Genomic DNA, 18,000 nt, shown 5'->3' with positions numbered 1-18,000 from the left:
GGCCGATTGACCCCCGTCGAGTACGAGACCATCATGACCCCACCCGCAGCCCTGGCTGCATAAACCCCGCTGTCACCCGATCATGCAGCAGTCCCTGGCCAGCTCGGCGGTGTACGCACTGTCGAACTCGGCGCGGCACTCGTCCATGGTGTCGATGAGCTGGGGGATGCCCCAGACAACGAACGTGAAGTCCTGCATCGCTGTTGAAACGGTGACTTGGCGTGTGACCGCGAACGACGCGTCCCGGACCTCCTCGATGTTGGGCAGGAAGACACTGAACGTGCCTCGTACGCGGTTGAAGCGGTGAGACTTGAACACGAGCCGGTAGTTCGTCAGGTAAATGCGGCCCCCGATGGCCTCTTTCCCGCGCATGCCGACCAACCACATCAGGTCGTCGAAGGCGAACCGGGACAGACCGGCCTCCCGGACGTTAATGACGGCGTTGGCGTTCTTGCGCAGGATGATTCCTTCGCCAGGCAGCAGATGCTCGTGACTCAACGGCGCTATCACCACAACTCCCCCTCCGAGTCCGCTGCGTTCCTGCGCAGCGGGAGCAGCATTGAAACGCCCCCGTATGACACGGGCACAGCCGAGTGTGCGTCTGGACGGGGTGCGGACGGTGCGCAGTCCATGGCGCTGCGAAGAGGGCATCTCTACTGGTCAGGCAAAGATCAACCCTGCGATGTTGAGGGGACTGCAGGTCTGCCAGGCTCCAGGGCCGGGCCGTCCTCGGGCCGTCCGAGGGGGACCGACGACAGCCACTAAATGACCAACAACGACCATGAGGGCGCGGCGGACTGCCGCGCCCTCATGGTGTGTCTGCCCGGCTAGACCCACGTATCGATCCACATCCGCGACCGCCAGTCGTCGATCGGGATCGCGGTGCCCGTGTACAGGGGCCAGAAGTAGATGAAGTTCCACGCGATCAGCAGCACCAGCACGCCCGCCCCCGAGGCGCCGATCAGGCGGCGGGTGTCGGTGGAGCCGGGGCGGCCGACGAGGGCGCCGATCAGCATCGCCACCGCCAGGCAGAGGAACGGGACGAAGACGACGGCGTAGAAGAGGAAGATCGTGCGCTGCTGGTACATGAACCAGGGGAGGTAGCCGGCCGCGATGCCGCAGGCGATGGCGCCCGCCCGCCAGTCACGGCGGAAGGCCCAGCGCCACAGGATGTAGGCGATCGCGAGACAGGCCGTCCACCACAGCAGGGGCGTGCCGATGGCGAGGACCTCGCGGGCGCACTTCTGGCCCGCGTCGGCCGGGCAGCCGTCGACACCGGGGGAGGGGGACTCGTAGAAGTACGAGACCGGGCGGCCCAGGACGAGCCAGCTCCACGGGTTGGACTGGTACGTGTGCGGGGTCGACAGGCCGACGTGGAACTTGTACACCTCGTGCTCGTAGTGCCACAGGCTGCGCAGCCAGTCCGGCAGGAACGTCCAGGAACCGCCCTTGCCGTCGGTGGCCGCCCAGTTGCGGAAGTAGCCGCCGGAGCCGTCGGTGGGGGAGAGGATCCAGCCGAGCCAGGAGATCAGGTACACGGCGATCGCCACCGGGACCATGGCCAGGAAGGCGAGGCCGGTGTCGTACTTCAGGACGGCCAGGTAGGGGTGCCGGGCGCCGGCCACCTTGCGGGCTCCGACGTCCCACAACACGGCCATCAGGCAGAACGCGGCCAGGATGTACAGGCCGTTCCACTTGGTGCCGATGGCCAGGCCGAGCAGTACGCCGGCCCCCCAGCGCCAGGGGCGCCAGCCGAGGCGGAGGGTGTCGGCGACCTGGGCGTCCGGGCGGAGGCGGCCGTCGGCGTCGACGGGCAGCGCGGCGGCGAGCCGCTCCCGTGCCCGGTCGCGGTCGACGACCAGGCAGCCGAAGGAGGCCAGCACGAAGAACATCAGCACGCCGTCGAGCAGTGAGGTCCGGCTCATCACGAAGTGCAGGCCGTCCACCGCCATCAGCGCACCGGCCAGGCAGCCGAGGAACGTGGAGCGGAAGATGCGGCGGCCGATGCGGCACAGCAGGAGCACCGACAGGGTGCCGAGCAGTGCGGTCATGAAGCGCCAGCCGAACGGGTCGAGGCCGAAGACCAGCTCGCCGAGCCCGATGACGTACTTGCCGACCGGCGGGTGCACGACGTACGAGGCGTCCGTCGGGACGGCGATGTGGCCGTTCGTCTGGACGATCAGGTCGTTGGCGTTCTTGTTCCAGTTGACCTCGAAGCCGCGGTGGACGAGCGCCCAGGCGTCCTTGGCGTAGTACGTCTCGTCGAATATCACCTTCTTCGGGCTGCCCAGGTTCCAGAACCGCATCAGGCCCGCCATCAGCGTCACCAGCAGCGGACCGCCCCAGCCCGACCAGCGGCTGACGCGCTCGGCGAGGGTCGGCGGCACCCCGAGGGACGCCCACAGACGGGGGCTGGGCTCGGCGTACGGCGGCACCAGGCGGTCACGGAGGTCGCCTCTCGGCCCCGCCGCGTAGCCGAATCGGCGCAGCCGCTGCTGCCACCCCGGCCGCTGGTCTTGCGGGGCCCGGCCCTGCCGGATGTCGGTGGAGGACGCGGTACTGGTCACCGCGCCATCGTAGGGAACCGTTCTGTGTGAGTCCCGTGCATGGGGGGTACCGGTCGCACTGCGTCCGGTCCCGCGGGCCTTCCCCTCGGCCCCTGAGAGGATGACGGCGTGACTGGAACCCTTGTTTTGGCGGGCACCCCCATCGGCGACATCGCGGACGCGCCGCCCAGACTCGCCGAGGAACTGGCCGGCGCCGACGTCGTCGCCGCCGAGGACACGCGCCGGCTGCGCCGGCTCACGCAGGCCCTCGGGGTGACGCCCAAGGGGCGGGTGGTGTCGTACTTCGAGGGCAACGAGTCCGCCCGGACACCGGAGCTGGTCGAGGAGCTGGTGAACGGCGCGCGCGTGCTGCTGGTGACGGACGCCGGGATGCCGTCGGTGTCCGACCCCGGGTACCGGCTGGTCGCCGCGGCCGTCGAACGGGACGTCCGGGTCACCGCCGTCCCCGGGCCGTCCGCCGTGCTCACCGCGCTGGCGCTGTCCGGGCTGCCCGTCGACCGGTTCTGCTTCGAGGGCTTCCTGCCGAGGAAGGCCGGGGAGCGGCTGACCCGGCTGCGGGAGGTCGCCGAGGAACGGCGCACGCTCGTGTACTTCGAGGCGCCGCACCGGCTCGACGACACCCTCGCCGCCATGGCCGAGGTCTTCGGCGGCGAGCGGCGGGCCGCCGTCTGCCGCGAGCTGACCAAGACGTACGAAGAGGTGCGGCGCGGTCCGCTGGCCGACCTGGCGGCCTGGGCCGCCGAGGGCGTGCGCGGCGAGATCACCGTCGTCGTGGAGGGCGCCGCCGAGCGCGGTCCCGAGGAACTGGACGCCGCGGAGCTGGTGCGCCGGGTCAGGGTCCGGGAGGAGGCGGGGGAGCGCCGCAAGGAGGCGATCGCGGCGGTGGCCGCGGAGGCGGGGATCCCCAAACGCGAGGTGTTCGACGCCGTCGTGGCGGCGAAGAACGCCGGCGGGTTGTGAGGAAGCAAAGGGTGCAAAGCGGGGCGTGAAGGGGCTCACACCCCCTCTGAGCAGGCCTCTTCACCCATGAGCATGCGCCCCATGGCCGGGCAAAGCAGGGCCGTCGAAGGCAAAGCGCAGACCCCGCCGCCGGGGCCGGTACGGCAAGGAACGCCCAAATCGACTCCAACACTCGACAGGCCTGCTGCATTCACGTCGGCGGAAGAGTCCACTGGTCAGCAGGGACGCACCTGTCCCTCGCCCCCAAGGGGAGGAGAGCTGGCATGAGTGAGATCGCTGGGCAGACCGGCCCGCGCGGTACCGCGACGGCAGTCGTTCACGAGTCGTATTCCTTCGCCTGCATGCGGTGCGGGCACGGCTGGGAACAGTCGTACGAGATAGAGCACCACACGGACGCGGACGGCCATGAGTTCGTCATGTACGTGGCCGGCGGCCAGGTCGTGCCGTCCCCGCTGAGCCGGCCCGCGTGCCACAACTGTGACGGGCACGTCGTGCGGATCATGCGGGCGGGTCAGGTCTCGTCGGTGCGCCACGCCGCCGAGCGGCACCGCACCCCGCCGGCCGGACCGGCCGAGGCGCCGACGCCCCCCGCGGAGAGCGCGGAGACCGCGTCGAACGGGGCGGACGGAGCACACCACCACTGGCACCTGTCCGACCTTCTCCACCCGTTCCAGCGCAAGGCGAGCTGAACCGCTCGCCGACGGGCCGGGCATGCCCCTTTCGTAGGATCGGGGCATGCCTTCGAACACCTCCACCGCGGCCGAGAAGAACGCGGCACCGCCGCTCCCGGAGCCCCTCCGGGTGCCCGTCGCCGACTCCCACACCCACCTCGACATGCAGTCCGGCACGGTCGAGGAGGGCCTCGCGAAGGCCGCGGCGGTGGGCGTGACGACCGTCGTCCAGGTCGGCTGCGACATCAAGGGCTCGCAGTGGGCCGCCGAGACCGCGGCGACGTACGACGACGTCCACGCGACGGTCGCCCTGCACCCGAACGAGGCCCCGCGCATCGTCCACGGAGACCCCGACGGCTGGTCGCGGCAGGGCGCCCGCGAGCCCGGCGGGGACGCCGCGCTGGACGAGGCGCTCGCCGAGATCGACCGGCTGGCCGGACTGCCGCAGGTGAAGGGGGTCGGCGAGACGGGACTCGACTACTTCCGCACCGGCCCGGAGGGCAAGGCGGCGCAGGAGCGGTCGTTCCGGGCGCACATCGAGATCGCGAAGCGCCGGGGCAAGGCACTCGTGATCCACGACCGCGACGCCCACGCCGACGTCCTGCGCGTGCTCAAGGAGGAGGGCGCCCCCGAGCGCACCGTCTTCCACTGCTACTCCGGCGACGCGGAGATGGCGGAGGTCTGCGCCCGCGAGGGCTACTACATGTCCTTCGCCGGCAACGTCACCTTCAAGAACGCCCAGAACCTGCGCGACGCCCTCGCCGTCGCCCCGCTCGAACTGGTCCTCGTGGAGACCGACGCGCCCTTCCTGACACCCGCGCCCTACCGGGGGCGCCCGAACGCCCCGTACCTCGTCCCCGTCACGGTGCGTGCCATGGCCGCCGTGCGCGGCATCGACGAGGACACCCTCGCCGCGGCGCTCGCCGCGAACACGGCCCGCGCCTTCGGGTACTGATCGTACGTTCGGGCGGCGACGTTCCGTAGTCGCGTCGCTTTGGAGAGTGACGCCCGCTCCGCTAGGTTCTGGGGGCCCGATCCGGACCCCTCTGGCCCTCTGGAGCGTGTCGGCGTGAGCAAGCCGCAGTACGAGACGTACGACCGGTACGGCCCGTACGACCAGTACGGCCCGCACGGCCCGTACGGCCCGCACGAGTCGTACGAGCCGTACGGCCATGACGCCTCCGTGCCCCGCGCGGAGACCCTGTCGTACGGCCTGTACGAGGACACCTACCGGCCCGCGTACGAGACGCAGGCGTACCTCGTCACCGAGCCCGCGCCGCCGCGGCGGACGGCGAGCCGGCCCGTGACGGTGGCCCCGAAGCCCGCCCCGAAGCCCGCCCCGGCGCCTGCCTCGGTGCCCGAAGCACCCGCGGCACCCGAAGCACCGGACGTCTCCCCGGCGCCCGCCGCGGCCGGCGGGCGGACCGGGCGTCGGCGCAGGGCCCGCCGGCCCGAACGGCCGGAGGCGGCGATGCGCCGGCTGCTGCCGCAGGCGCTGGTCGTCGCCTTCCTCGCCGGGGGCACCACCGCGTTCGTCGCCAAGGACAAGGCGGTCGAGCTGAACGTCGACGGCAGGCCGCGCACGCTGCACACCTTCGCCGACGACGTGACCGAACTGCTCACCGAGGAGGACGTACCGGTCGGCGCGCACGACGTGGTGGTACCCGCCCCCGGCGCCCCCCTGACCAGCGGCGACCAGATCGCGGTGCACTACGGGCGCCCCCTGCGGCTCACTCTCGACGGGCACCGCCACGAGGTGTGGACGACGGCGCACACGGTCCAGGAGGCGCTCGAACAGATGGGGGTACGAGCCGAGGGCGCCTATCTGTCGACCTCGCGCTCCCGGCGCATCGGACGCGCCGGCCTCGCGCTCGACGTGCGGACCGAACGCGCGGTCACGATCATGGCGGACGGCCGCGCCCGCACCATCCGCACCAACGCGGCGACCGTCCAGGAGGCGGTGACCCAGGCCGGGATCACCCTGCACGGCCAGGACACCACCTCCGTGCCGCCCGGCAGCTTCCCGCGCGACGGGCAGACCGTGACCGTGCTGCGGATCACCGGGACCAAGGAGGTCCGCGAGGAGATCATCCCCTTCGACGTGCGGCGGAGAGACGACCCCTCGCTGTTCCGGGGCACGGTCGTCGTCGAACGGGCCGGGGAGCCGGGACTCAGACGGGTCACCTACCACCAGCGGATCGTCAACGGGGTCAGACAGGAGCCGCGCCGCGAGAAGTCCGAGGTGGTGCGCAGCCCCCGGACACAGCTGGTGAAGGTGGGCACCAAGCCGCACCCCCCGTCCGTGCGGGGCGCCGACCACCTCGACTGGAAGGGGCTCGCGGCCTGCGAGTCCGGAGGCCGGCCGCACGCGGTGGACTCCTCCGGGACGTACGGCGGCCTCTACCAGTTCGACTCCCGCACCTGGCACAGCCTCGGCGGCCTGGGCCGCCCCCAGGACGCCCCGGCGGAGGAGCAGACGTACCGGGCGAAGAAGCTGTACGTGCGCAAGGGCGCCGCTCCCTGGCCGCACTGCGGGGGACGGCTGCACGGGTGAGCGACGGGGCCGCAGGAGCGGGGGCCGCCGCCCCGTACCCTTGTCGGGTGAGCAGCCCCACCCCCGACGCCCTGCTGGGCCCCGCCGACATCCGTGAACTGGCGGCCGCGCTCGGCGTGCGCCCCACCAAGCAGCGCGGCCAGAACTTCGTGATCGACGCGAACACGGTCCGCCGGATCGTGCGCACCGCCGAGGTCCGCCCGGACGACGTGGTGGTGGAGGTCGGCCCGGGGCTCGGCTCCCTCACCCTCGCCCTGCTGGAGGTCGCCGACCGCGTCACGGCCGTCGAGATCGACGACGTCCTCGCCGCCGCACTGCCCGCCACGATCGCCGCCCGTATGCCGGGGCGCGCGGACCGGTTCGCGCTGGTCCACTCCGACGCCATGCACGTGACCGAACTGCCGGGGCCCGCCCCGACCGCGCTGGTGGCGAACCTGCCGTACAACGTGGCGGTGCCCGTGCTGCTGCACATGCTCGACACCTTCCCCGGCATCGAACGCACCCTCGTCATGGTCCAGTCGGAGGTGGCCGACCGGCTCGCCGCCGCGCCCGGCTCGAAGGTGTACGGCGTCCCGTCCGTCAAGGCCAACTGGTACGCCGAGGTCAAGCGGGCCGGCGCCATCGGCCGCAACGTCTTCTGGCCCGCGCCCAACGTCGACAGCGGGCTGGTCTCGCTCGTGCGCCGGGCCGAGCCGATCAAGACCACGGCGTCGAAGAGGGAGGTCTTCGCGGTGGTCGACGCGGCGTTCGCGCAACGCCGCAAGACCCTGCGGGCCGCGCTCGCCGGGTGGGCCGGCTCGGCCGCGGCCGCCGAGACGGCCCTGGTCGCGGCCGGCGTCTCGCCGCAGGCGCGGGGAGAGTCCCTGACGGTCGAGGAGTTCGCGCGGATCGCGGAACACAAGGAGAGCGGCAAGTGAGCGTCACGGTACGCGTGCCGGCCAAGGTCAACGTCCAGCTCGCGGTGGGCGCCGCCCGCCCCGACGGCTACCACGACCTGGCCAACGTCTTCCTCGCCGTCGGCCTGTACGACGAGGTCACGGTCACCCCGGCCGGTGAACTGAGCGTCACCTGCGAGGGGCCGGACGCCGGGCAGGTCCCCCTGGACCGCACGAACCTCGCCGCGCGCGCCGCCCTCACCCTCGCGGAGCGCCGGGGCATCGAGCCCGCCGTGCACCTCCACATCGCCAAGGACATCCCGGTCGCCGGGGGCATGGCCGGCGGCAGCGCGGACGGCGCGGGTGCGCTGGTCGCCTGCGACGCGCTGTGGGGGACGGGAGCCTCGCGGGCCGAACTGCTGGAGATCTGCGCCGGGCTGGGCAGCGACGTGCCGTTCAGTCTGGTGGGGGGCGCGGCCCTCGGGGTCGGGCGCGGTGAGCGGCTGACCGCGCTGGAGGTCGGCGGGACCTTCCACTGGGTGTTCGCGATGGCCGGGCGCGGGCTGTCCACCCCGGCGGTCTTCCGCGAGTTCGACCGGCTGGCCGAGGGGCGGGAGATCCCGGAGCCGGTGGCATCGGCGGAGCTGGTGGAGGCGCTCGCGAAGGGGGACGCCGAGGCGCTCGCGGGGGCTGTGTCCAACGACCTTCAGCCTGCCGCGCTGTCCCTGTTCCCGGGGCTGGCGGACACGCTGGACGCGGGTCGGGCGGCGGGTGCGCTGACGGCGCTGGTGTCGGGGTCGGGGCCGACGACGGCTTTCCTGGCGCGCGACGCGGAGTCGGCGGGTGCGGTGGCCGAGGCGTTGCGTGCGTCGGGGACTTGCCGGACGGTGCGGGTGGCTTTGGCACCCGCACCGGGGGCGATGGTGGTCTGAGGGGCTCAGAGCTCGTCGATTGCGGTCAGGTCGATGTCGATGTCGTACGGCACGCTGACCTTGACATGGTCGTGGTAGATGCCGGTCAGTGCGTATGTGCCCGTCGCCTCGCCACGTTCGTAGACCTGGACGACTGCGTGGTTGTCCTGACCCGCCATGTCGACCAGCCAGTAATGGGGAATGCCTGCCGCGGCGTACTTGTGTGGCTTTGTGTCGCGGTCACGGGCCTCGGAGTCCGGTGAAACGACTTCGACGGCGAGCAGGACGTCGGCCACATGGAAGTACGTCTGATCCGGGCCTTTGACGGCTTCCCTACGGACAACCGAGACGTCCGGCTCCGGGCCGTTGCGGCGGTCGATGACGACGGTCATCTCGCGGCGGACTCTCAGTTGCTTTGGCACGGTGCGGCGCAACTCGCTCACCAGCAGGTCGATGACAACGCTGTGGAAGTCCCGCTGAGCGCTCACGAAAACCAGGCTCCCGTCGATCAACTCGGTGTGCGGCGGGAGATCAGGCAGCGTGAACAGGTCGTCCACGGTGTAGCCGTCCTGCGGCGGCACCGGCCACTGGGCTCGGTGCTCTAGGGACTCGGCGGTCATGGTTCCTCCCATGGACGGGATCCTGCTGCCTGTCCTCCACGGTAGCGGCCGATTCCCGATCACGTCATCACAAAGAGTGACCGCCCCTCCACGCGCCGCCCCCCGCCCCGCAGGCCCTACGCTAGAAGGCTGACCCCCGCGGCGGAGCCGCATGTCGATACAGTCCCGCCGGCAGGAGTGAAATGGCCGTCAACCTGGTCAATGTCGAGAACGTCAGCAAGGTGTACGGCACCCGTGCGCTGCTGGACGGTGTCTCGCTCGGCGTGTCCGAAGGGGACCGGATCGGGGTCGTCGGCCGCAACGGCGACGGCAAGACCACCCTCATCCGGATGCTGGCCAAGGTGGAGGAGGCCGACACCGGCCGGGTCACGCACTCCGGCGGCCTGCGGCTCGGGGTGCTCACCCAGCACGACTCCCTCGACCCCGGGGCCACCGTCCGGCACGAGGTCATCGGCGACATGGCCGACCACGAGTGGGCGGGCAACGCCAAGGTCAGGGACGTACTGACAGGGTTGTTCGGCGGGCTGGACCTGCCGGGCTTCCCGAAGGGACTCGACACCGTCATCGGGCCGCTGTCCGGTGGCGAGCGGCGGCGGATCGCGCTGGCCAAGCTGCTCATCGAGGAGCAGGACCTGCTCGTCCTGGACGAGCCGACCAACCACCTCGACGTCGAGGGCATCTCCTGGCTGGCCCGGCACCTGCGGGAGCGGCGCTCGGCGCTGGTGTGCGTCACCCACGACCGGTGGTTCCTCGACCAGGTGTGCACGCGCATGTGGGACGTGCAGAGAGGGACCGTCTACGAGTACGAGGGCGGCTACTCCGACTACGTCTTCGCCCGTGCCGAGCGCGAGCGCATCGCGGCCACCGAGGAGACCAAGCGGCAGAACCTGGTCCGCAAGGAGCTGGCCTGGCTGCGGCGCGGGGCGCCCGCCCGGACCTCGAAGCCGCGCTTCCGCGTGGAGGCCGCCAACGAGCTGATCAAGGACGTACCGCCGCCCCGGGACAGCAGCGAGCTGATGAAGTTCGCATCGTCCCGGCTCGGGAAGACCGTCTTCGACCTCGAGGACATCACCGTCCAGGCCGGCCCCAAGGTGCTGCTGAAGCACGTCACCTGGCAGCTCGGCCCGGGCGACCGGATCGGCCTGGTCGGCGTCAACGGCTCCGGGAAGACCTCCCTGCTGCGGGCCATGGCCGAGGCGGCACGCACGGAGGGCGAGGCGCAGCCCGTCGGCGGGCGCATCGCCGTCGGGAAGACCGTGAAGCTGGCCTACCTCTCCCAGGAGGTCGCCGAACTGGACCCCGACTGGCGGGTCCTGGAGGCCGTGCAGCGGGTGCGCGAGCGCGTCGACCTCGGCAAGGGGCGGGAGATGACCGCCGGTCAGCTGTGCGAGACGTTCGGCTTCGGCAAGGAGAAGCAGTGGACGCCGGTCGGCGACCTGTCGGGTGGTGAGCGGCGGCGGCTGCAGCTGCTGCGGCTGCTGATGGACGAGCCCAACGTCCTCTTCCTGGACGAGCCGACCAACGACCTCGACATCGAGACCCTCACCCAGCTCGAGGACCTCCTCGACGGCTGGCCCGGCTCGATGATCGTCATCTCCCACGACCGGTTCTTCGTCGAGCGCACCACCGACCGGGTGTACGCCCTGCTCGGCGACGGCACCCTGCGGATGCTGCCGCGCGGCATCGACGAGTACCTGGAGCGGCGGCAGCGGATGGAGGAGGCGGTCGCCGCCTCGGCCCCCAAGCCGGCCGTCGCGGAGAAGAGCGCCGCCGACCAGCGGGCCGCCAAGAAGGAACTGCAGAAGATCGAGAGGCAGTTGGACCGCGTCTCCGAGAAGGAGGCCAAGCTGCACGCCCAGATCGCGGACAACGCCACGGACTTCGCCAAGGTCGCCGAACTCGACGCCCAGCTCCGGGAACTGACCGGTGAGCGCGAGGAACTGGAGCTGCGTTGGCTGGAACTCGCCGAGGACGCGTAGCCGGGACGCGCACCCGGTGAAGAGCGGGTGAAGGCGCGTAACGACGGCATCACGGGCCGGTCCTCCCTTGGAAACAGGGGGTGGTCCGGCCCGCTGCGTTGTCCGGCCCGAGTGATAGAAAGAGCGGTCCGACAACAGTCTGAATACGACCTTGGGGCCGCGAAGGAACCTCGGGGCGTGGCTAAAAATCAGTGAACGAGGGGGAGACGCGCTGATGACCCAGCCGCCCGAACATCCGCCGCAGCAGGGCGGTTTCGGCCCACCGCAGGCCCCGCCGCCGCAGGGCGGATTCGGAGCCCCCGCGCCCCCGCCACCGGCCCAGTCACCCCAGCCGGGACACGGCCACCCGCAGCAGCCCGGCCCCTACGCCCAGCCCGGCCCCTACGCCGGGGCGCCCGGTACGCCCGGCCCGTACGGTCAGCCGCCGCAGCCGGGGCCGTACGCCCCGCAGCCCGGGCCGTATCCCCAGCAGCCCGGGCCGTACGCCCCGCAGCCCGGGTACGGGTACCCACAGCAGCCGCAGTACCCCGGTGGCCCCGGCACACCGCCGCCCGGCGGTCCGCGCGGCCCCTTCAAGCGCAAGCCCGTCCTCGTCATCGGCGCGGCGGTGGCGGCGCTGCTGGTCGTCGGCGGCACCGTGTACGCGGTCGTCGGCGGTGACGACGGCGGCGGGAAGAAGCCGGTCGCGCGGAAGAGCGACGCCGGCGAGCCCACCGCCGGCGACACCCCGGCGAACCCCGGCGACGGCAGCGGCGACGGCAAGTCCGACCCGGAGGACCTCAACGCGGGCCGGAAGCCCGGCGAGGCCAAGGTGCTCTGGTACAAGACGGCCCCGGACGCTCCCGGTTCCGGTGCCGAGGCACCCGGCATGTGGATCACCGGCAGGACGGCGGTGAAGGCGGCCTACAAGCAGGTCTTCGCCTACGACGCCGGTGACGGCGCCCCCGCCTGGGGCCCCATCGCCTTCCCGCAGAAGATCTGCGCCGTCACCCCGCAGAAGTCGGCCGACGACAAGATCGTCGTGGCGTACATGAGCGGCACCAGCGACCGCGCCAAGTGCAACCAGCTCCAGCAGATCGACCTGAACACCGGGAAGAAGGGCTGGAGCGGCACGGTCGCCGACGGCGACCTGTTCGACAGCGCGCTCGACGTGGGCCTCACCATCAGCGGCAAGGTCCTGATGGTGGGCCGCTCGCAGTCGGGGACGGCGTACGACCTGGGCAGCGGCAAGAAGCTGTACGACAAGAAGAAGTACGGCGCAGACTGCTTCCCGACCGCGTTCGCGGGCGGCACCGGCCGGCTGGTCTCCGTCGCCTCCTGCGGTGCCGGCGGAAGCAACGAGCACGACGAGATCCAGTCGCTGGACCCGGCCACCGGCAAGGTCAAGTGGACCCAGAAGGTCAAGAAGGGCTGGTCGGTCGCACGGACCTACTCCGTCGACCCGCTCGTGGTCTACCTGACCAACGAGGACAAGAAGGTGTGGAACATCTCCACCTTCACCGCCGACGGCAGGTTCCGTTCCGAGGTCAAGGTCGACGAGAAGTTCGCCCCGCAGTGCGGCTGGGCCGTCCTGGAGCGCGACCTCCAGGGCTGCCAGGGCGTGGCGGCCGACGCCGACACGCTCTACCTGCCGACCGACACGAGCGGCGGCGCCAACGAGATCGTCGCGATCAGCCTGGCGAGCGGCAAGGCGAAGTGGCGCGTGAAGTCCCCGACGGACGAGTCGATGACCCCGGTCGAGGTCGAGGGCGGCAAGCTCGTCGCGTACGTGCACCCGTCGTACGACACGGGCGGCCAGGTCGTGTCGATCCCGACCGGCGGCTCGAGCCACCGGACCACCAAGCTGCTGCAGAACCCCAGCGGCACCGCGGAGATCGAGGACGGCTTCTACGACGGTGCCGTGGACTGGGCCGACGGGCGCTTCTACATCTCCTCCACCCGGCTGACCGGGAACGACGACGCCAAGGAGAAGCTGATGCTTGCCTTCGGCAAGTGATGCCGCTGACCGCCGCGGCCCTCCTTCCCCCCTCTCGGCCCTCCGGGCCTCCCGAGCTTCCTTCCGAGGTGCACCAGACATGACCCAGCCGCCGCCACCGCCGAACCAGCCCCCGCACCAGGGCGGCTTCGGCCCGCCGCAGCCGCCGCAGACCCCGCCGCAGCCGCCGCAGACCCCGCCGCAGCAGCCCGGCTACGGCTATCCGGCGCCGCAGACCCCGCCCCAGCAGCCCGGCTACGGCTACCCCGGCCGGCAGCCGAACCCGTACGCCCAGCAGCCGACCGCGTACGGTCAGCCCGGCTACGGCTACCCGGGACAGCCGACCATGCCGATGCAGCCGCTGCCCGGTCAGCCCGGTCCGCCCGGCGGTGGCGGGCGCAGGACGAACACCTCCCTGGTGATCGCCGTGTCGGCGCTGGTCGCGATCGCCCTGATCATCGGCGGCGGCGTCTGGTACGCGAAGTCCGGCGGTGACGACGCCGGGAAGAAGGACACCGCGCATTCCAGCGGCGGAAGCGACGGCAAGGGCGGCACCGGCGGCACGTCCTCGGGCGGCAAGGAGAAGGTTCCCGCCGACACCGCCTCCGACGTCATCTTCAAGGTCCCGATGCCCAAGGCGAACGACACGGTCGTCACCGACGGCTCCTGGCTCACCGACAAGGTGTACGCCAAGAGCGGCGTCGCCCGGATCGTCGGCTACGACCCCGGCGACGGCAGCAGGCTGTGGACGGTCGAACTGCCCGGCCCGGTCTGCGCGGCCACGGACCACGTCACCTCCGACGGCCTGACGGCGATCACCTTCCAGCCGAAGATGCCGAAGACCGGCTCGTCCGAGGGCTGCAGCCAGGTCGCGGCCATCGACCTGAACGCGGGCAAGAAGCTCTGGACGAAGTCGGTCGACTCCGGTGACCGGGCGATCAGCTTCGACAACGTGACGGTCGCGCAGAGCACCGTCGCCGTCGGCAGCACCAGCGGCGGCGCCGCCTTCGACATCACCTCCGGCAAGGTGCTGTGGCAGCCGAAGCCGAGCGACACCTGCTACGACAGCGGGTACGGCGGCGGCGAGAAGCTGGTGGCGGTGCGCAAGTGCGGCGACTACGACAGCCATCAGCTGCACATCCAGACCATCGACCCGAAGTCCGGGAAGGTGATCTCCGAGTACAAGATGTCCGAGGGCATCGAGTACGCCTCCGTCGTCTCCACCGACCCGCTGGTGGTCGCGGCCGACGTCGGCGACAGCGCGGGCGACGGCAGCGGCGTGTCGGACTACTTCTCCATCGACAACAGGACCGGGAAGCTGCGCACCCGGATCTCCGCGCCGGGTGACTCCTACGGCGGCCACTGCGACGGCATCACCCGCGTCGAGTCCTGCAAGGGGATCGTCGTCGGCAACGACAGGCTGTACGTGCCGACCGAGGAGAAGGAAGGCACCGAGAAGTTCAGCAGGACCAACGAGATCGTCGCCTTCGACCTGGCCACCGGCAGGCAGACCGGGCAGCGCGCCGACGCGGGCGACGGCTACACGCTCTACCCGCTGCGCATGGACGGCGGCGACCTGATCGCGTACAAGCGTCCGCCCTACGACAAGGGCGGGCAGATCGTCAGCATCGCCGGCGGCTCCTTCAAGGAGACCAAGCTGCTGGAGAACCCCGCCACCGGTTCGGCGCACGAGGCGGAGACCAGCATGTCGCTCGACTACGCGGAGCTCCTCTACGCCCGGGGCCGTCTCTACATGTCGGCGGTCTTCGCGGACAAGGCGGCCTCCGCGAACAGCGACGAGTACCTGGTCGTCGCCTTCGGCGCGGGAAACTGATCACCCATCAGGCCCCGCGAATGCGCGGAATAGCAGGAATTTCAGCGTTCCGGGGCACTTCTCACCGGTAGGGGCAGCGCGACGTCGAACAAGCGTGTAGCTTCCGGGGGCATGAAGGGCGGGGTGCCGGGGGGCCCTCTGTCCATGTGGACCGTGGGCATCCATAGTGGGGCATCCATGGGGGGGACTGGGGGGTTGCTCTATGGGAGTGCGGCTCATGGTGGTCGACGACCACCGACTGCTCGCGGAGGCGCTGGCCTCGGCGCTCAAGCTGCGGGGACACCGGGTACTCGCCGCGGCGGCACCGGCCGCGGGCGCGGCGGACCTGGTGATCAGCCGGGCGCCCGAGGTGTGCCTGCTGGGCACGGCGGCACCCGCGGAGCCGGGGATCTTCGATCCCGTGGTGAAGATCAAACGGGAGCGTCCGCAGGTCGCGGTCCTGGTCCTGGGCCCGGTGCCCTCGCCCCGGGGGATCGCGGCGGCCTTCGCGGCGGGCGCCTCCGGTTACGTCCGGCACGACGAGCGCATCGAGGGCGTGGAGCGGGCGATCATGAAGGCCAGGGCCGGGGAGGCGGCGGTCGCACCCCAGCTGCTGCAGGGCGCGTTCAGCGAACTCCTCAACCCCGCCGCCCAGCCCGACGACGAGGGCCAGCGTCTCCTGCAGATGCTCACCCCGCGCGAGGTCGAGGTCCTGGTCCGGGTCGCCGACGGCGAGGACACCCGCCTGATCGCGGCGGGCATGGGCATCGCCCCGTCGACGGCCCGGACCCACGTCCAGCGGGTCCTGATGAAACTCGGCGTGGGCTCCCGCCTGGAGGCCGCGGCGCTGGCCGCGCGCACGGGTCTTTTGGACCGGGCGTCAACTGGGCCGGAGTCGTAACGCACCCGGTGTCACCGCGGGCCTTTGGGGGCTGCCGCCCCCCAGGCCCCCGCTTCGGCCCTGAAGGGGCCTCGTCCTCAAACGCCGGACGGGCTGAGTTACAGGACCCGGCGCCAGTTACTTGCCCTCGCCGTCCCCGCCCTCCCGCGGAAGTTCCAGCGGCGGCGGCGTGGGCCGCAGTTTCAGCCACGCCAGGAAGAACAACCCCAGCAGCAGCATCCCGATGCCGGTCCACAGGTTGATGTTGATCCCCTGCGCCCTGGCGATCTCGGCGTCGGAGTCGGTGATCCCGGCGATGGTGACGATGATCCCGTACACGACGAACAGGCCGCCGATGATCCGCCGCAGGTCGAAGATCCGCGCGGCCGTGGCCGACTTCTGCTCCAGCTCGGTGACTTCCCGCTGGACGTCTTCCTCGGAGTACCAGGAGTGTTCGGACTCGGACATGGTCTTTCCATCCTCCCGCGGTCAGAGCGAGAACGAGAACGGGACGTAGCAGAGGGCGGCCAGGATGACCGCGCCCCAGCCCAGCAGCGCGGGACGGCGGTACCAGGCGTCGTCCCCGGGGGCGGCCGGCTCGGCCATGCCGGGCGAGCGGGTGCCGTACACCAGCCCCTGCAGCTCGTGCTCCGGCTTGGGTCGGGTGAACAGCGACACCACGAACATGACCACCGCGCCGACGACGAACCCCGCGATGGCGGAGACGAAGTTGGCGCCCTGGTCGGTGGGGATGCCGATGATGCCCTTCTTGTAGAGGACGAAGTAGTTGACCATCGCGGTCACCGTCCCGGCGAGCAGCCCCCAGAACCCGGACTTCGCGGACGCGCGCTTCCAGAACATGCCGACGATGAAGGCGACGAACATCGGCACGTTGAAGAAGGAGAACAGCGTCTGCAGGTAGGCCATGATGTTGGAGAAGGACGACGCGAGGAACGCCGTGCCGATGGACGCCACCACGCCGACCACGGTGATCAGCCGTCCGAACCCCACGTAGTACCCGTCCTCGCGGCCCCGGACCACGTACCTCCCCCAGATGTCGTTGGTGAACACCGTGTTGAAGGACGACACGTTGGCCGCCATGCCCGCCATGAAGGCGGCGAGCAGCCCGGTGACGGCGATGCCGAGCACACCGTTGGGCAGCAGCCGCGACATCAGGTACGGGATCGCGTCGTTGTACTGCAGGCCCGAGGCGGGCGTGCCGATCTTCGGCACCAGCACCGCCGCGACCAGGCCCGGGATCATCACCAGGAAGACGATGAAGATCTTCGGGTACGCCGCGATCAGCGGGGTGCGCTGGGAGGCGGAGAGGTTCTTCGCGGACAGTGCGCGCTGCACCTCGGCGAAGTTCGTCGTCCAGTAGCCGAAGGAGAGCACGAAGCCGAGGCCGAGAACGATGGTCAGCCAGTTCGCGCCGAGCGGGTTGGCGTGGCCGATGCCGGTGCCGCCCCAGGCGGTGGTGAAGTTCGCGCCGTGCTGCGCGGTGAGCTTGTCGGTCAGGCCGCCCCAGCCGCCCACCCGCTTCAGCCCGAGCACCGTGATCGGGATGAGGGCCGCCAGGATCACGAAGAACTGCAGCACCTCGTTGTAGATCGCGGAGGACAGACCGCCGAGGGTGATGTACGCCAGCACGAAGGCGCCGGCGACCACGATGGCCACCCACTGGGGCCAGCCCAGCAGCGCCTCGACGACGATCGCCAGGGCGTAGAGGTTCACCCCGGAGATCAGGATGGCCGCGAACGCGAACAGGACGGAACTGAGCAGGTGGGCGCCCTTGTCGAAGCGCAGCAGCAGGAACTCGGGCACCGAGCGGACCTTGCTGCCGTAGTAGAAGGGCATCATGACCAGGCCGAGGAAGACCATGGCCGGGATGGCGCCGACCCAGTACCAGTGGACGGTGTAGGCGCCGTACTGTGCGCTGTTGGCCGCCATGCCCAGGATCTCGGTGGCCGCCAGGTTCGCCGAGATGAAGGCGAGACCGGTGATCCAGGCGGGCAGGGATCGTCCGGACAGGAAGAAGTCGAGGCTGGTCTTCACCGACCGGCGGGCGGCGAAACCGATGCCCAGGACGACGACGAAGTAGATCGCGAGGATCGTGTAGTCGAGCCAGTTGGTCGGGAGCCGTAGCTCGGCGGCCAGGAGTGTGGGGGTTCGCATACGGCGCTCACCTTGCTTGG

15 protein-coding genes are annotated in these 18,000 nt (G+C 71.0%); 10 read left to right on the top strand and 5 right to left on the bottom strand.

Annotated elements, in window-relative coordinates:
- Nucleotides 1-72 precede the first annotated feature (72 nt).
- Together ACWC21_RS21395 and ACWC21_RS21390 are read right to left on the bottom strand one after the other, a co-directional pair.
- Nucleotides 73-510, bottom strand: coding sequence for a GRAM domain-containing protein (locus ACWC21_RS21395; protein ID WP_450884071.1), 438 nt, complete (start codon nucleotides 508-510; stop codon nucleotides 73-75).
- 317 nt (nucleotides 511-827) lie between these two features.
- Nucleotides 828-2,567 (bottom strand): dolichyl-phosphate-mannose--protein mannosyltransferase, encoded by a 1,740-nt coding sequence (locus ACWC21_RS21390; RefSeq protein WP_450884069.1) that lies wholly within the window; start codon nucleotides 2,565-2,567, stop codon nucleotides 828-830.
- 108 nt (nucleotides 2,568-2,675) lie between these two features.
- Here ACWC21_RS21390 and rsmI point away from each other — a divergent pair, with 108 nt between their 5' ends.
- The 6 genes from rsmI to ACWC21_RS21360 all read left to right on the top strand — a co-directional run bounded on the left by rsmI (nucleotide 2,676) and on the right by ACWC21_RS21360 (nucleotide 8,559).
- A complete protein-coding gene (gene rsmI / locus ACWC21_RS21385) occupies nucleotides 2,676-3,527 on the top strand; it encodes a 16S rRNA (cytidine(1402)-2'-O)-methyltransferase (RefSeq protein WP_450884067.1) in 852 nt (283 codons plus the stop codon).
- A 263-nt stretch (nucleotides 3,528-3,790) separates the two neighbouring features.
- Nucleotides 3,791-4,216 carry a hypothetical protein gene (locus ACWC21_RS21380; RefSeq protein ID WP_450884065.1) on the top strand — a complete coding sequence of 142 codons (426 nt, stop codon included), beginning with the start codon at nucleotides 3,791-3,793 and terminating at the stop codon, nucleotides 4,214-4,216.
- 46 nt (nucleotides 4,217-4,262) lie between these two features.
- Nucleotides 4,263-5,153: a TatD family hydrolase gene (locus ACWC21_RS21375; protein WP_450884063.1), complete on the top strand. Its 891-nt coding sequence runs from the start codon at nucleotides 4,263-4,265 to the stop codon at nucleotides 5,151-5,153.
- Between the two features lie 114 nt (nucleotides 5,154-5,267).
- The gene (locus tag ACWC21_RS21370) at nucleotides 5,268-6,752 is read left to right on the top strand and encodes a ubiquitin-like domain-containing protein (RefSeq protein ID WP_450884061.1); all 1,485 of its coding nucleotides are present in this window, start codon (nucleotides 5,268-5,270) and stop codon (nucleotides 6,750-6,752) included.
- Nucleotides 6,753-6,799: 47 nt separating this feature from the next.
- Nucleotides 6,800-7,669, top strand: coding sequence for a 16S rRNA (adenine(1518)-N(6)/adenine(1519)-N(6))-dimethyltransferase RsmA (gene rsmA, locus ACWC21_RS21365; RefSeq protein WP_450884059.1), 870 nt, complete (start codon nucleotides 6,800-6,802; stop codon nucleotides 7,667-7,669).
- Nucleotides 7,666-8,559 carry a 4-(cytidine 5'-diphospho)-2-C-methyl-D-erythritol kinase gene (locus tag ACWC21_RS21360; protein ID WP_450884057.1) on the top strand — a complete coding sequence of 298 codons (894 nt, stop codon included), beginning with the start codon at nucleotides 7,666-7,668 and terminating at the stop codon, nucleotides 8,557-8,559. The genes rsmA and ACWC21_RS21360 overlap by 4 nt, the downstream gene beginning before the upstream one ends.
- A gap of 5 nt (nucleotides 8,560-8,564) precedes the next feature.
- Here ACWC21_RS21360 and ACWC21_RS21355 read toward each other — a convergent pair whose 3' ends face one another.
- The gene (locus ACWC21_RS21355) at nucleotides 8,565-9,158 is read right to left on the bottom strand and encodes a Uma2 family endonuclease (RefSeq protein ID WP_450884055.1); all 594 of its coding nucleotides are present in this window, start codon (nucleotides 9,156-9,158) and stop codon (nucleotides 8,565-8,567) included.
- Between the two features lie 182 nt (nucleotides 9,159-9,340).
- Here ACWC21_RS21355 and ACWC21_RS21350 point away from each other — a divergent pair, with 182 nt between their 5' ends.
- From ACWC21_RS21350 to ACWC21_RS21335, 4 genes are all read left to right on the top strand, one after another.
- A complete protein-coding gene (locus tag ACWC21_RS21350) occupies nucleotides 9,341-11,137 on the top strand; it encodes an ABC-F family ATP-binding cassette domain-containing protein (RefSeq protein ID WP_450884053.1) in 1,797 nt (598 codons plus the stop codon).
- A 214-nt stretch (nucleotides 11,138-11,351) separates the two neighbouring features.
- Nucleotides 11,352-13,133: an outer membrane protein assembly factor BamB family protein gene (locus ACWC21_RS21345; protein ID WP_450884051.1), complete on the top strand. Its 1,782-nt coding sequence runs from the start codon at nucleotides 11,352-11,354 to the stop codon at nucleotides 13,131-13,133.
- 79 nt (nucleotides 13,134-13,212) lie between these two features.
- Nucleotides 13,213-14,946 carry an outer membrane protein assembly factor BamB family protein gene (locus ACWC21_RS21340; protein WP_450884049.1) on the top strand — a complete coding sequence of 578 codons (1,734 nt, stop codon included), beginning with the start codon at nucleotides 13,213-13,215 and terminating at the stop codon, nucleotides 14,944-14,946.
- 202 nt (nucleotides 14,947-15,148) lie between these two features.
- Complete coding sequence (locus tag ACWC21_RS21335; protein WP_450884047.1) at nucleotides 15,149-15,826, top strand: helix-turn-helix transcriptional regulator; 678 nt, start codon at nucleotides 15,149-15,151, stop codon at nucleotides 15,824-15,826.
- Nucleotides 15,827-15,943: 117 nt separating this feature from the next.
- Here the strand turns inward: ACWC21_RS21335 and ACWC21_RS21330 are convergent, their stop codons facing one another.
- Both ACWC21_RS21330 and ACWC21_RS21325 read right to left on the bottom strand, forming a co-directional pair.
- Nucleotides 15,944-16,273 (bottom strand): hypothetical protein, encoded by a 330-nt coding sequence (locus ACWC21_RS21330; RefSeq protein ID WP_450884045.1) that lies wholly within the window; start codon nucleotides 16,271-16,273, stop codon nucleotides 15,944-15,946.
- Nucleotides 16,274-16,294: 21 nt separating this feature from the next.
- Nucleotides 16,295-17,980 carry a sodium:solute symporter family protein gene (locus ACWC21_RS21325; RefSeq protein ID WP_450884044.1) on the bottom strand — a complete coding sequence of 562 codons (1,686 nt, stop codon included), beginning with the start codon at nucleotides 17,978-17,980 and terminating at the stop codon, nucleotides 16,295-16,297.
- Nucleotides 17,981-18,000 lie beyond the last annotated feature (20 nt).

It is taken from the genome of Streptomyces sp. NPDC001348, assembly GCF_053597535.1.
This window is presented reverse-complemented; position numbering and strand designations above follow the sequence as displayed.

Excerpts from the sequence above, each read along its gene's own strand:
- ACWC21_RS21340 (WP_450884049.1), top strand. The coding sequence starts at position 13,213 with ATGACCCAGCCGCCGCCACCGCCGAACCAGCCCCCGCACCAGGGCGGC.
- ACWC21_RS21355 (WP_450884055.1), bottom strand. The coding sequence starts at position 9,158 with ATGACCGCCGAGTCCCTAGAGCACCGAGCCCAGTGGCCGGTGCCGCCG.
- ACWC21_RS21345 (WP_450884051.1), top strand. The coding sequence starts at position 11,352 with ATGACCCAGCCGCCCGAACATCCGCCGCAGCAGGGCGGTTTCGGCCCA.
- ACWC21_RS21380 (WP_450884065.1), top strand. The coding sequence starts at position 3,791 with ATGAGTGAGATCGCTGGGCAGACCGGCCCGCGCGGTACCGCGACGGCA.
- ACWC21_RS21330 (WP_450884045.1), bottom strand. The coding sequence starts at position 16,273 with ATGTCCGAGTCCGAACACTCCTGGTACTCCGAGGAAGACGTCCAGCGG.
- ACWC21_RS21375 (WP_450884063.1), top strand. The coding sequence starts at position 4,263 with ATGCCTTCGAACACCTCCACCGCGGCCGAGAAGAACGCGGCACCGCCG.
- ACWC21_RS21335 (WP_450884047.1), top strand. The coding sequence starts at position 15,149 with ATGGGAGTGCGGCTCATGGTGGTCGACGACCACCGACTGCTCGCGGAG.
- ACWC21_RS21350 (WP_450884053.1), top strand. The coding sequence starts at position 9,341 with ATGGCCGTCAACCTGGTCAATGTCGAGAACGTCAGCAAGGTGTACGGC.
- ACWC21_RS21325 (WP_450884044.1), bottom strand. The coding sequence starts at position 17,980 with ATGCGAACCCCCACACTCCTGGCCGCCGAGCTACGGCTCCCGACCAAC.